The organism is Rhodococcus sp. NPDC054953, assembly GCF_053609225.1.
In genome coordinates this window covers 97388-110718 of the sequence record NZ_JBSGXD010000006.1, presented here as the reverse complement: position 1 = coordinate 110718, position 13331 = coordinate 97388, and the positions used below count along the sequence as shown (strand labels likewise).

Genomic DNA, 13331 nt, shown 5'->3' with positions numbered 1-13331 from the left:
TGCATCGCCGCGCCGCGCCGGTCACGACGGCGATTCGGCTTCGGCCTGCGGGGTGATCGCCATTGCCCAGCGGTTCGAGGTCAACTGCAGGCTCGGCATGTCGGCAAGCGAGATCACCAGTTCGTAGGTTCGTTCATACCCGGTGTGCGCGATCCGCCACTCGCCGGACTCGTCGCGGGCATAGCGGTCGTGATAGAAGGCCGCACCGCGCAACAGCATTCCGTCCTCCGGGATGATCACCGTGTCCGCGAGCACCCACGTTCCGGCCGCGGAGTCGCCGGTGATGTCGATCTCCGGTTGCCCGCACAGATGCTCGGTCAGCACGTGTGGTCCGAGCGTGATCTCCATGAACGAGCACAACGCATCCCGGTCCTCGAACCGGAGGTGCTCACCGTAGGTGGCGGTGGCGTCGGGGAGCAGCGTCTCCCGAAACAGCTCCCAGTCCTTCGTGTCCAGCGCCCGCGTGTAGCGATGCTTGAGTTTCGTAATCTCCGCGAGTGCCTCGAGATCCATCACGCGCGCCTTTCACGACGGGACCATGAACGCCAGGACCGACCCGCCCGTCAGCCTAGTCGTCTTCCCGCCCGCCGGCGCACCGAACACGTCCGCCGTCATTCACCCGGTGGAGTCGTCAGTCGAGATCCGCGGCCAACTCCATCCAGCGTTCCTCCGCGGATTCCTTCTCCGCCACCACCGCGCGCAGCTCCGCGTCCAGCTTCTGCAGTTCTCCCGGATCGGTGGCGGCCGCCGCCAGCGAGGCGTGCAGCGTTGCCTCCCGATCGGACAGCTTCGCGACCTGCCGTTCGATCCGGCTCAACTCCTTGCGCGCGGCCCGGTCGGCCGCGCCGTCCCGCACCGAACTCGTGGTTGGCGCACTGACCGGCGCCGGACCCGGCGCGGCCGCCCGGTCAACGGCTGCCCTGCGGCGCAGGTATTCCTCGATGCCGCCGGGCAGGTTGGTCAGCCTGCCGTCGCCGAACAGCGCCCAGGTGGAGTCGCAGATCCGCTCGATCAGGTACCGGTCGTGGGAGATCACCACGAGGGTGCCCGCCCAGCCGTCGAGGATGTCCTCGAGCTGCTGCAGGGTGTCGATGTCGAGGTCGTTGGTCGGCTCGTCGAGCAGCAGCACGTTGGGTTCGCCCATCAGCACCCGGGTCAGCTGCAGGCGGCGACGCTCGCCACCGGACAGGTCCCCGACCGGGGTGCGCTGCCGTGCCGGGGTGAAACCGAGCCGCTCGGCCAGCTGACCGGCGGACATGTCCTTGTCCCCCAGCGTGATCCGCTCGGCAACGTCCTTCACGGCGTCGAGCACCCGCATGTCGGTGGGCAGGTCGTCGAGTTCCTGCCGCAGCCAGCCGATCGCGACGGTCTGGCCCTGGATGCGCCGACCCGCCGCCGGCTCCAGCTCACCGGCCAGGGTGCGCAGCAGCGTGGTCTTGCCGGACCCGTTGACCCCGACCAGACCGACCCGCTCACCCGGCGCGAGCCGCCAGGTCAGGTCGTGCACGAGTTCCCGGCCGTCCGGGGTCGTCAGCCGGGTGTCCTCAAGTTCGATGACGACGCGGCCGAGCCTGCGTTTGGCGAACGACGCCAGCGCGACCGTGTCCCGCGGCGGCGGCACATTCGCGATCAACGCCTCCGCCGCCTCGACCCGGTACCGGGGCTTGGACGTCCGTGCCTGCGGGCCGCGGCGCAGCCACGCAAGTTCCTTGCGGGCCAGGTTCTGCCTGCGCTCCTCGGCGGCGTCGGCCTGCCTGGCCCGTTCGGCGCGCGCGAAGATCCAGTCGTTGTAGCCGCCGTCGTAGCTCTCGACCTTGCCGCCGACGACCTCCCAGGTCCGGGTGGCGACGGTGTCGAGGAACCAGCGGTCGTGGGTGACGACGACCAGTGCGCTGCGCCGGGACAGCAGGTGCTCCGCCAGCCACTGCACACCCTCGACGTCGAGATGGTTGGTCGGCTCGTCGAGCACCAGCAGGTCCAGGTCCTGCACCAGCGCCGCGGCCAGCGCGACCCGACGCCGCTCCCCGCCCGACAACCCCTCCACGCCCCGGTCCAGTCCCACCGCGTCGATGCCGATGCCCGCGAGGATGGACCGGATCCGTGCGTCACCCGCCCACTCGTGCTCGGCCATCCCCAGCGGCGCCAGCACCACGTCGGCGACGGTCGCGCCCGCCGGGAGGACACCGCGCTGGGTCACGACCGCCATCCGCAGATCCCCGACCCGACTGACCCGGCCGGAGTCGGGTTCCTCGAGACCGGCGAGCACCTCGAGCATCGTGGTCTTGCCGCCGCCGTTGAGGCCGACGACACCGATTCGTTCGCCCTCCTCGACGCCGAGCGAGACCGAGTCGAGCAGGGGCTTGATGCCGAACGACTTCGACACCTGCTCCAGGTTGATCAGATTCGCCATCAGTGTTCCGTTTCCCGCTCGTCGTCGATGATGCGTGCGCCGGGCACCGGCCCGTGCGCGACCCGGACCGTGCGGCACACGCCTGCCCCCGCCAGTTCGGCACCGACCGCGACCGCGGAGTCCGCGTCGGCGCAGAGGAAGGCGCAGGTGGGGCCCGAGCCGGACACGATGCCCGCCAGCGCGCCCGCGGTGGTCCCCGCGCGCAACGTGCGTCGCAGCTCCGGCTTGAGGGACAGGGCGGCGGGCTGCAGGTCGTTCCCGAGCAGCGGGGCGAGCTGGCCCGGATCCCCCGCGGCGAGCGCCTGAATCAGGTCCTCGGCACCGCCGATCCGCGGCGGGGCGCCCACCGCGCGCAGCCGATCGAGTTCGGCGAACACCGCAGGCGTGCTCAACCCGCCCTTTGCCAGCGCGAGCACCCAGTGAAAACTGTTGCGCGACAGCACCGGAAGCAGCTCTTCGCCCCGGCCGGTCCCGAGCGCGGTCAACCCGTGCAGCGTGAACGGGACGTCGCTGCCGAGTTCCGCGCCGAGCACGAGCAACTCGTCGCGATCGAGGCCGAGCCGCCACAGTTCGTTCAGCCCGACCAGCGTCGCCGCCGCGTCGGCGCTTCCGCCGGCCATCCCGCCCGCAACCGGAATCCCCTTGACAATCGTGATCGCGACCTCCGGGGACCGCCCCGCCCGCCGGGCGAGCAGTTCGGCGGCCCGCCACACCAGGTTGCTGCGATCGGTCGGCACCGCCGCCGCATCCTCGCCCCGCACCCGGACCGACAGGGTCTCGCTCTCGGTGAGCACGACGTCATCCCCGAGCGACAGCGCCTGGAACACCGAGGTCAGGTCGTGATAGCCGTCCTCGCGCAGGTCACCGACTCCCAGGTGGAGGTTCACCTTCGACGGCGCACGGACGGTCACCGGGCGCGGAACTACGGACAGCACGGGGACCCAGCCTAGTGGAGGCCACCCGGGCCCAGCACCGGACCGGGCACGGCCGCTGGACATCGGCCGCGCCGCGGGCGACCTGCCGGGATCACTGCCACACCGAAGTCACCTGTGCTGCCGCGAATCTCGTCGATCCGGCTCAGATCATGACACCGGCGAGGCCGACCCCCGCGACGGTTCCTCCCGCGATCAGCAGCGCCAGCGGCGCCGACCCGGTCATCACCGCGGCTGGCGTCGCGGCCACCGCCGCGGAGGTGAGCGCGATGACCGTGGACGATCGCATGCGGGTGTCACCGCGGCGGGGGCGGTGCCTGCCGTGTGCGCTGTGGTCCATGTCGGAACTCCTTCCTGCCGAGGTCGCGGACCCGCCGGAATGGACGCAGGTGGTCACAGGCCCACCACCCGTTCGAGTTCGGCGAGTTCGGTGTCGAGGTGGTCGAGCAGCGGCGCCAAGGCCGGAACGGTGCGCCTGCACCCGGTGAGGCCGAACGCGATCTCGCTGTCGGTGCTGGTGCAGGTGATGTTGAGGGCCTGCCCGTCCACCGGGATGGACAGCGGGTACAGCGCGGTCATCCGGGCGCCGTTCCAGTACAGCGGGGCGCGCGGACCCGGCACGTTGGAGATCATCACGTTCGCCGGGCGGATCGGACTGTGGCGGCCCAGCACGATCCCCAGCGCCAGCGGCGCGACCCCCAGCGCACTCATCGCCCGGATCTGGGTGGCGCTCCGGGACCGCATCGCGTCCTTGCCGTCGGCCATCGCCGCCCGGACGACACCGAGCCGCTCCTCGGGATCGGCGAGATGGGTGCCGAGATTGCAGGTGAGCATGCCGATCTCGTTGCCCTCGCCGCCCCGGTGCTGCTCGTTGCGCAGCGACACCGGCACCATCGCGTGCAGCGGTTCGGCGGGCAGCGCGTCGATGTCGGCGAGGAAGGTCCGCAGGGCACCCGCGCACATCGCCAGCACCACGTCGTTGATCGTCGCGTCCGCGCACTTGGCCACCAGCCGCAGCCGTTCCAGCGGCCACGACCGGGCCGCGAACCGCCGGGCACCGCCGATCGGCACGTTGAGCAGCGACGACGGCGCGGCAAGTGCCAGGGTTCCGCCGCGCCCGTGCACCGCCCGATCGACCGTGTCGACGAGCGCGGGCACCAACCCCATCGCCTCACCGATCGCCGCCCGGGCCGCCCGCGCCGCCGCGCCAGCGAGGTCGGCCGCGCCCTCCGCCGCCGCGGCCGGAACCAGCTCCAGCCTCGGCGCTGCCGGCTCCCATGGCGCGGGCATGTCCCTGGCGTCCTGATCCTCGCTGAGGGCCGACCGCAGCAAGCGCATCGCCGCGACACCGTCGGCAAGGGCGTGATGGATCTTCGTGTACACGGCGAACCGTCCGTCCGCGAGGCCCTCGATCAGGTGCATCTCCCACAGCGGCCGATCCCGGTCGAGCAGGCTCGCGTGCAGGCGCGACACCAGCGTCATCAGCTCGGCGACACCACCGGGCTGGGGTAGCGCATCGTGCCGGACGTGATGCGCCAGGTCGATCTGCTCCTCGGTCTCCCAGCCCCACTGCCCGAGGGTGGTCAGGGATCGACCAAGGCCGAGTCGACCGACCCGGTCGACCGGGATGTGCGCTCCTTCCCGCACGTGCACCCGTCGAGCGAGTTCACCACGGTCGGCGAGATCTTCTCCGCCGAGACCAACCCGGACCGCAAGAAGCCGTTCGACATCCGCACGGTGATGCGCGCCGTCGTCGACCAGGACCACGCCGTGCTCGAGCGGTGGGCCGACATGGCCGACGCGGACACCTCCGTGGTGTTCGACGCACACCTCGGCGGCAACGCCGTCACCGTGATCGGCATCGAGTCTCGGGCCATCGCCCGCAAGGGCTTCCTCCCGACCGACGGCCCGGACCAGTGGACGTCGGGCACCCTGTTCCCGCGGTCGTCGAAGAAGACGGCCCGCGCGATCAACGCGGCGTCCGGAAACCGCCCGGTCGTGGTGCTGGCCAACCTGTCCGGCTTCGACGGCTCCCCGGAGTCGCTGCGCAACCTGCAGCTCGAGTACGGCGCCGAGATTGGCCGCGCGATCGTCAACTTCGACGGCCCGATCGTGTTCGTTGTGGTCTCGCGCTACCACGGCGGCGCGTTCGTGGTGTTCTCCGGCGCGTTGAACGAGAACATGGAGGTGCTCGCGGTCGAGGGCTCGTTCGCGTCGGTCCTCGGTGGCGCCCCTGCCGCGGCGGTCGTGTTCACCCGTGAGGTCAATGCCCGCACCGCGGCCGACCCGGCGGTGCAGGGCCTCGAGGCGCGGCTCGCCGCCACCGACGACGACGCGGCGCGCGCCCAGCTGCGGGTGGATCTGGCGGCCGAGCGGGCCGCGGTCCGCAGCGCCAAGCTGGGTGAGGTGGCCGCGGAGTTCGAGGCCATCCACAACATCGAGCGGGCCAAGGAGGTCGGTTCGGTGCACGACATCGTCCCCGCCGCCGACCTGCGTCCGCGGCTCGTCGCCGCGGTCGAGCGCGGCATGGGCAGGGTGCTGAACGCGCAGTAGCACCACCGCCCGCACACCCGAACGGCGTCACCGGATCGAATTCCGGTGACGCCGTTCGTGTGCAGCGTGCACTATCGGGTCGGCCGCTCGCCGGTGTCGAGGTGACCCTCGCGGCTCGGGCGGAGCCACTCGCGGGCCGCCGTCAGCAGGCATCCGCCGAGGCAGCGCAGCGCCGCTCGCAGTCGCCGGTCCGCGAGCAACTCGCCCGGCCTCATCGGACCGACACCGGCTCGGCCTCGGTCCGGACCGGCCGCAGGGTGAGCGCGGCGAGGACCGCGCCAGCGACGGCGATCAGCGCGGCGGTGACGAACGCGGCCGAGAAGCCGTCGGTCAACGCGACCAGATCGCCGACCCGGGCCGCGCCTGCCCCCGCCGCCGCGGCGGTGGCGACCGCGAGACCCAACGCGGAGCCCAGCTGGTAGCTGGTGTTGACGATGCCCGAGGCAAGTCCCCCCTCCTCCGGGCGGGCACTGGAAATGGCGGTGCCGAGCGACGGGATGAACGCCAGCGCCATCCCGAGCGCCGACAGCAGCGACGCGGGCAGCACGTCCACCCAGAAGTTGCCGTCCGGGCGCACCAGCGACAGCCAGCCCAGCCCGGCGGCGAGGAGCAGCAACCCGACCACCACGAGGGGCTTGGGGCCGAACCGCCCAATCAGCCGGGGTGCGAGCACGATCATGCCGATCATGATCAGCGCGGTCATCGGGATCAGCGCGGCGCCGCTCGGGAAGGCGGAGAGCCCGAGCACCTGCTGCAGGTAGAGGTTCAGAAAGAACCACATCGGGATCCACGCCGCGCCGAGCAGGAACTGGGCGATGTTGGCCGCACCCAGGTTCGGGGTCCGGAAGATCGCCAGGCGCACCAGCGGGTCGCGCCGGGACGCCTGGAGCGCGAGGAACCCGGCAAGGGCCACCGCGGCGACGAGCAGGCTGCCCCAGGTTCCTGCCGAGGTCCAGCCTGCCTCCGGTGCCCGCACGATCCCGAACACCGCGGCACCGATGCCGACCGTGACGGTGAGCGCGCCGAGCAGGTCGACGCCTCCGGTGGCGGCGCCGCGGCCACCCGGCAGCAGCGCCGGCGCGGCAATCAGCGCGAGGACCGCGACCGGGATATTGACGAAGAACACCCACGGCCACGAGGCGTACTCGGTCAGCAGACCGCCGAGGAAGACGCCCGCCGTCCCGCCGGCCGGGGCCGCGGCGCCGTAGACGGCGAGGGCCCGGGTCAGCTCGCGCGGCGTCGCCCCGAACAGCATCATCAGCAGCGTCAACGCCGACGGGGCGATCAGCGCCGCGCCCGCCCCCTGAACCGCCCGACCGGCGAGCTCGACCGGGACGTTCGCGGCGACGCCGGCGAGCACGGAGCCGACCAGCAGGATCAGCCAGCCGAGCCCGAACATCCGGCGGGCGCCGAACAGGTCCGACAGCCTGCCGCCGAGCAGGAGCAGTCCGCCGAACACCACGACGTAGGCGTTGAACACCCAGGTGAGGTTCTGCTGCGTGAATCCCAGGTCCTCCCCCATCTGTGGCAGTGCGACGCCGATGATCGACGTGTCCATGATGACCATGAACTGCGCGAGAGCAATCAGCGCGAGTGCCAACCACTTTCGTGATCGCACCCGCTCTTCTGTCCGAGTCATTTCCGATCCCTCCGTCTGTCGGTGCGCGACCGCTCATCGATCACGCCCCCTCGTATATACCCCCCATGGGTATATGACGCAATCCTCAAACCGGGTTGCGCGATATGCCCACTGGGGGTATGTTTCCTCTCGTTGGAGCAATACCCCCGCTGGGTATCTGAACGAGCCGAAGGAGAACATCATGGAGACCTCGAACTACACCGTCACCGGCATGACCTGCGGGCACTGCGCAAGCTCGGTCCGCGAGGAGGTCGGCTCGATCGAGGGCGTCACCGCCGTCCAGGTCGACGTCCCCACCGGGCTGGTCACCGTCACCTCCGCCGTCCCCGTCGACGCCGCCACGGTCCGTGCCGCCGTCGAAGAGGCTGGCTACGCCGTGGCGTCATGAACACCGCCACCAAGCTGGCCGCCTACACCGGGGGGCTCGCCGCGATCTTCGCGGCGGCCCTCGGTGTCGGGGCGGCCGTGGGGAGCCCGATCGACATGCCAACCGCCACCCACGGCGACACCCACCTCGAGACGCCGAACGCCGCACCGGAGACCCCCGGCGGCCTCCAGGTGTCCGAGCAGGGATACACCCTGTCCGAGATCACCACCGGACCGGATGCGCTGAGCTTCCGGATCACCGGCCCCACCGGCGAACCGGTCACCGCGTTCACCGAGGAGCACGAGAAGAAGCTCCACCTGATCGTCGTGCGGTCCGACACCACCGGGTACCGGCACGTCCACCCGACGATGTCCGACGACGGCACCTGGACCGTCGACTGGGCCTGGCCGTCCGGCGGCAGCTACCGCGTCTTCGCGGATTTCCGGCCCACCGACGGGCCCGCGCTGACCCTGGGGCGGACCGTCGACGTGGCGGGCGACACCGCCCCGGCGCCGACCCTCGCGCCCAACCGCATCGCCGAGGTCGACGGCTACCGGGTCGAACTGACCGGTGAACTCGACACCGGGGGCGGCCCGCTGACCCTGAACGTCAGTCGTGACGGGGTCCCGGTGACCGATCTACAGCCCTACCTCGGCGCCTTCGGGCACCTGGTCGCGCTGCGCACCGGCGACCTCGCCTACCTGCACGTCCATCCGCAGGGCGCACCGGGCGACGGCGTCACCGCGCCCGGACCCGAGATCGTGTTCCACGCACAGGCGCCGAGCCAGGGCACCTACCGGCTGTTCCTGGACTTCCGGCACCAGAACACCGTCCGCACCGCCGAATTCACCGTGACCGCCGACCAGCCGGGCACCCCGGACGCCCACCCAACTCCCGCCCCGGCCGGCAGCACCGGCCACGGACACTGACCCGACACCCGGAGAGGAGTCATGATGAACCCCGTCGCACCCGCGCCGACCGAGGGACAGGTTGAGCTACTGATCGGTGGCATGACCTGCGCCTCCTGCGCCAATCGCATCGAACGCAAGCTCAACAAACTCGACGGGGTGACCGCCACCGTCAACTACGCCACCGAGAAGGCGCGCGTGGCGATCAGCGGAGACGTGCTCCCCGCCGACCTGGTGACCGCCATCGAGGAGGCCGGGTACACCGCCACCCTCCCCAAAGAGGACGTGGAACCCGCTGCCGTCGACGACGACCCGACGTCGGGCCTGCGCCTGCGCCTGCTGGTCTCGCTGGTTCTGAGCGTGCCGGTGATCGCGATGGCGATGATCCCGGCACTGCAGTTCCCCAACTGGCAGTGGCTCTCGCTCACCCTCGCCGCCCCGGTCGTGGTGTGGGGCGCGTTGCCGTTCCACCGGGCGGCATGGACGAACCTGCGGCACGGCACCGCCACGATGGACACCCTGGTGTCGATGGGCACCCTCGCCGCGCTCGGCTGGTCGGTGTACGCACTGTTCTGGGGCACCGCCGGGGTCGCGGGCATGACGCACCCGTTCGAGTTCACCATCGCCCGCACCGACGGCACCGGGAACATCTACCTCGAGGCGGCGGCGGGCGTCACCACGTTCATCCTGGCCGGCCGCTACTTCGAGGCCAGGGCCAAGCGCCGCTCCGGGGCGGCGCTGCGGGCGCTGCTCGAGATGGGCGCCAAGGAGGTCTCCGTCCTGCGCGACGGTGTCGAACAGCGGATCGCGGTCGACCAGCTCGCGGCGGGCGACCTGTTCGTCGTCCGCCCCGGCGAGAAGATTGCCACCGACGGTGAGGTCACCTCCGGTTCGTCCGCCGTCGACGCGTCGATGCTGACCGGCGAGTCCGTTCCGGTCGAGGTCGGACCCGGCGACACCGTCGTCGGCGCCACCGTCAACGTCGGCGGGCGGATCGTGGTGCGCGCCACCAGGATCGGAGCAGACACCCAGCTCGCACAGATGGCGAAGCTGGTCGAGGACGCGCAGACCGGCAAGGCCAAGGCCCAGCGGCTCGCGGACCGGATCTCCGGCATCTTCGTTCCCGTGGTCATCGCACTCGCCGTCGCGACCCTCGGATTCTGGCTTGGCACCGGCGGTTCCGTCGCCGCGGCCTTCACCGCGGCGGTCGCGGTCCTGATCATCGCCTGCCCCTGCGCACTCGGCCTGGCCACCCCGACCGCACTGATGGTCGGCACCGGCCGCGGCGCGCAGCTCGGCATCCTGATCAAGGGGCCCGAGGTGCTCGAGTCGACCCGGCGGATCGACACGATCGTCCTGGACAAGACCGGCACCGTGACCACCGGAACCATGACCCTGCTCGATGTGGTCGCGGCGGAGGGTGAGCTCGCCGATGAGGTGCTGCGGCTCGCCGGCTCGCTCGAGGCGGGTTCCGAGCATCCGATCGCGAGGGCGATCGCGGGCGCGGCGGCCGCGGCGGGACCGGTTCCCGAGGCGGAGGAGTTCGCGAATGTCGAGGGCCTCGGCGTGCAGGGTGTCGTTGCCGGCCACGCGGTGATCGTCGGCAGGCCCCGCCTGCTGGCGGACTGGGCGCAGCCCCTGACGGACGATCTCGAATCCGCCCTGCGCACAGCCGAATCCGCCGGACGCACCGCGGTCGCGGTGGGCTGGGACGGCAAGGCCCGCGGCGTCCTCGTGGTCGCGGATGCGGTGAAGCCGACGTCGGCGGAGGCCGTAGCGCAGCTGAAGGCACTCGGCCTGACCCCGATCATGCTGACCGGCGACAACGCCGCGGCCGCCCGCACCGTCGCCGACCAGGTCGGCATCGACGAGGTGATCGCCGAGGTGCTGCCGCAGGACAAGGTGGAGACCGTGGCGCGGTTGCAAGCGGAGGGGAAGGTGGTGGCCATGGTCGGTGACGGCGTCAACGACGCGGCCGCCCTCGCCAAGGCCGACCTCGGGCTGTCCATGGGCACCGGCACCGACGTCGCGATCGAGGCCAGTGACCTGACCCTGGTTCGCGGCGATCTGCGGGCCGCGGCCGACGCGATCCGGCTGTCCCGCAAGACCCTCCGCACGATCAAGGGCAACCTGTTCTGGGCGTTCGCCTACAACGTGGCCGCCCTGCCGCTGGCCGCGGCAGGCCTGCTCAACCCGATGCTCGCCGGCGCCGCAATGGCGTTCTCCAGCGTGTTCGTGGTGAGCAACAGCCTGCGATTGCGCCGCTTCCGCTAGCCCCTCCTCCCCGAATGGCCCATTGATTCAGCCTGGACTGAATCGATGGGCCATTCGGGAAATGCGGCGGGAGGTGCGGCTATCCGGCAGCGAGGCGAACGAAGGCGGACGCGTCAAGGACCTCGCCCCGTGCGGTGGGGTCGATGCCCGCGGCGACGAGTCGACGTTCCGCCTCGGCGGGTGATCCTGCCCAGCTGGCCAGTGCCGCACGCAGGGTCTTGCGGCGCTGCGCGAACGCGGCGTCGACGACGGCGAAGACCCGTTTGCGGTGCTCCTCGTCCATCGGCCACGGCGCTTCCTCGTACCGGTCGATGCGGACCAGGCCGGACTCGATCTTCGGCTCCGGCCAGAACACCTGACGCCCAACGGAGCCAGCCCGGCGCACCCGACCGAAGAAGCAGGCCTTGACGCTCGGCACCCCGTAGATCTTGTTGCCTGGCCGCGCGGCGAGCCGGTCCGCCACCTCCGCCTGCACCATCACCAGCGCGGTCCGGAGCGACGGAAACTCGGCGAACAGGTGCAGCAGCACCGGCACCGCCACGTTGTACGGCAGGTTCGCGACCAGCGCGGTCGGCTCGGCGGGGACCTGGGCGGGCAACACCCGCATGGCGTCCTCGAGGACCACGGTCAACCGGTCCGTCAGCTCGGGGGCTCGCTCGGCGACGGTCGCGGGCAGCCGGGCCGCCAGCTTCGGGTCGATCTCAACGGCGACGACCCGCTCCACGACGTCGAGCAATGCCAGGGTCAGCGAGCCGAGCCCCGGCCCCACCTCGAGCACCACGTCGTTGCGGGTGACACCGGAGACCGCGACGATCTTGCGGACGGTGTTGCCGTCGTGCACGAAATTCTGGCCGAGCTGCTTGGTGGGCCGGATGTCGAACTCGGCAGCCAGCGCCCGCACCTCGGCGGGTCCGAGCAGGGCCGCCAACCCCCGCGGAGCGGATTCGGGCAGGTCGGAAGCGGTGGCAGGTTCGTCGGACACCCGATGAATCTAACGCAGCGGGGTCAGCGAAGGCCGAGTCGGCTCGTGCACGAGGGCCACGCGCCCCAGCCCTGCGTCGCCTGCGTCTTCGACGCGATCGCGATCTGTTCCTCGCGGGTCGCGAGATCGGCCCGCGGGGCGTACTTCAGTCCGCCCTGCCGTTCCCAGGTGTTCTGGTCGAACTGCACACCGCCGTAGTAGCCGTTGCCGGTGTTGATGTTCCAGTTGCCGGTCGCCTCACACTGCGCGAGCGCGTCCCAGGTGGCGCCGTTCGCCACCGGCGGGACCTCGGTGCCGGGTTTGGCTCCGACCCGGACCACCTTCGGTTGCGCCGCGGTGATGACGTTCTCGGAAAGTTCCTCGCGGCCGGATTCCACCCCGTTGACGGTGGTCACCGCGACGGTCACGTCCCGCAGGCCCGGCGCGCCCGGGCTCTCCTGCACGGTGCGACTCATGTTCATCGTCGGATCCTCCACCCGCTGCTCCGGGGGCGCGACCGGCTGGGTCTCGGTCCGGTTCTCGGTGCGGATCCGGGTGACCTTCACCTGAAGTCCCTCGGTGACCGGGGCGTCCGCGGCCGGTTCGACCGTGTCCTGCTGCTCGAGCGGCACCCCCTGCGCGGCGAGCAGGTCGCCGACGGTCGGCGCGGCGAGTCGGAGGTCGGCGGGAGCGGCAGCCCCGTCGAGCAGCCGGACCGCCTTCGGGCTGGTCACCTCGAGGTCGGCCCCCTCGAGCGGCAGGCGCTGGGAACGGGAGGCGGACACGTGCACGTCACCGGCGAGGCGTTCCCTGGACAGGGCCTCATCGACGGTCAGTGCGGTCGTCCACAGGGTTCGCGGCGCGCCGTCCACGGTCAGGGTCAGCTCACGCGCGCGGCGCAGCACGACCGTGTCCCCGTCGGAGACGGCGGCGTCCGGTGCCGGTGCGACGACGTCGCGGTCCCCGACCCGGTAGCCCGCGGCGTCGAGGACCGAGCCGACGTCGGTGGACATCGTGCTCACCGCGACCGTCTCGCCATCGACGTCGACCATGACGGTCTTGTGGCGGCTTACCGCCAGTGCGCCACCGGCGATGAGGGTGAGAAGAAGGGCTCCGACGACGAGACGCAGCAGTCGCGAGTTCGCCCGGTTAATTCGAGTGAGAGGTGACACGAGAAGTCCTGAGCTGTCGGTTACCGGGACGTGATCCCGGACTTAAGCGATCACGGTACGGTAACGAAGGCGCGGCGCTCCGGCAACCGCACGGGGAACAACCAGCGAAAATGGG

The 13331-nt window shown here is 71.2% G+C and carries 12 protein-coding genes and 1 pseudogene; 4 read left to right on the top strand and 9 right to left on the bottom strand.

Annotated elements, in window-relative coordinates:
• Nucleotides 1-21: 21 nt before the first annotated feature.
• The 5 genes from ACWF62_RS06570 to ACWF62_RS06550 form a co-directional block, all read right to left on the bottom strand.
• Nucleotides 22-513, bottom strand: coding sequence for a nuclear transport factor 2 family protein (locus ACWF62_RS06570; RefSeq protein WP_378505665.1), 492 nt, complete (start codon nt 511-513; stop codon nt 22-24).
• Between the two features lie 118 nt (nt 514-631).
• Nucleotides 632-2410 (bottom strand): ABC-F family ATP-binding cassette domain-containing protein, encoded by a 1779-nt coding sequence (locus ACWF62_RS06565; RefSeq protein WP_378505664.1) that lies wholly within the window; start codon nt 2408-2410, stop codon nt 632-634.
• Nucleotides 2410-3345, bottom strand: a complete 936-nt coding sequence (locus ACWF62_RS06560; RefSeq protein WP_378505663.1) for a 4-(cytidine 5'-diphospho)-2-C-methyl-D-erythritol kinase — start codon at nt 3343-3345, stop codon at nt 2410-2412. The genes ACWF62_RS06565 and ACWF62_RS06560 overlap by 1 nt, the downstream gene beginning before the upstream one ends.
• A gap of 142 nt (nt 3346-3487) precedes the next feature.
• Nucleotides 3488-3682 carry a hypothetical protein gene (locus tag ACWF62_RS06555; protein WP_378505662.1) on the bottom strand — a complete coding sequence of 65 codons (195 nt, stop codon included), beginning with the start codon at nt 3680-3682 and terminating at the stop codon, nt 3488-3490.
• Between the two features lie 53 nt (nt 3683-3735).
• Complete coding sequence (locus tag ACWF62_RS06550; RefSeq protein ID WP_452629670.1) at nt 3736-4989, bottom strand: WS/DGAT/MGAT family O-acyltransferase; 1254 nt, start codon at nt 4987-4989, stop codon at nt 3736-3738.
• Between ACWF62_RS06550 and ACWF62_RS06545 the strand changes: the two are divergent.
• Nucleotides 4939-5895 (top strand): annotated as a pseudogene (locus ACWF62_RS06545) (carboxyl transferase domain-containing protein); the annotation flags it as partial. The gene ACWF62_RS06550 and the pseudogene ACWF62_RS06545 overlap by 51 nt on opposite strands.
• Before the next feature lie 71 nt (nt 5896-5966).
• Here ACWF62_RS06545 and ACWF62_RS06540 read toward each other — a convergent pair.
• Complete coding sequence (locus ACWF62_RS06540) at nt 5967-6110, bottom strand: hypothetical protein (RefSeq protein ID WP_378505659.1); 144 nt, start codon at nt 6108-6110, stop codon at nt 5967-5969.
• Entirely contained in the window at nt 6107-7534 is a 1428-nt protein-coding gene (locus ACWF62_RS06535; protein WP_378569649.1) for an MFS transporter, read from the bottom strand. The genes ACWF62_RS06540 and ACWF62_RS06535 overlap by 4 nt, the downstream gene beginning before the upstream one ends.
• Nucleotides 7535-7715: 181 nt before the next feature.
• On the opposite strand from ACWF62_RS06535, the gene ACWF62_RS06530 reads away from it, so the two are divergent.
• Genes ACWF62_RS06530 through ACWF62_RS06520 form a run of 3 tightly spaced genes read left to right on the top strand, consistent with a single transcriptional unit; the run spans nt 7716 to nt 11083 of the window.
• Nucleotides 7716-7922 carry a heavy-metal-associated domain-containing protein gene (locus ACWF62_RS06530; protein ID WP_378569648.1) on the top strand — a complete coding sequence of 69 codons (207 nt, stop codon included), beginning with the start codon at nt 7716-7718 and terminating at the stop codon, nt 7920-7922.
• Nucleotides 7919-8830, top strand: a complete 912-nt coding sequence (locus ACWF62_RS06525) for a hypothetical protein (protein ID WP_378569647.1) — start codon at nt 7919-7921, stop codon at nt 8828-8830. Before ACWF62_RS06530 ends, ACWF62_RS06525 begins: the two co-directional genes overlap by 4 nt.
• 24 nt (nt 8831-8854) lie before the next feature.
• The gene (locus ACWF62_RS06520; RefSeq protein ID WP_452629705.1) at nt 8855-11083 is read left to right on the top strand and encodes a heavy metal translocating P-type ATPase; all 2229 of its coding nucleotides are present in this window, start codon (nt 8855-8857) and stop codon (nt 11081-11083) included.
• 79 nt (nt 11084-11162) lie between these two features.
• Here ACWF62_RS06520 and rsmA read toward each other — a convergent pair whose 3' ends face one another.
• Both rsmA and ACWF62_RS06510 read right to left on the bottom strand, forming a co-directional pair.
• Complete coding sequence (rsmA, locus tag ACWF62_RS06515) at nt 11163-12065, bottom strand: 16S rRNA (adenine(1518)-N(6)/adenine(1519)-N(6))-dimethyltransferase RsmA (protein ID WP_378569646.1); 903 nt, start codon at nt 12063-12065, stop codon at nt 11163-11165.
• Nucleotides 12066-12088: 23 nt separating this feature from the next.
• Entirely contained in the window at nt 12089-13216 is a 1128-nt protein-coding gene (locus tag ACWF62_RS06510; protein ID WP_378569645.1) for a transglycosylase family protein, read from the bottom strand.
• Between the last annotated feature and the right edge of the window lie 115 nt (nt 13217-13331).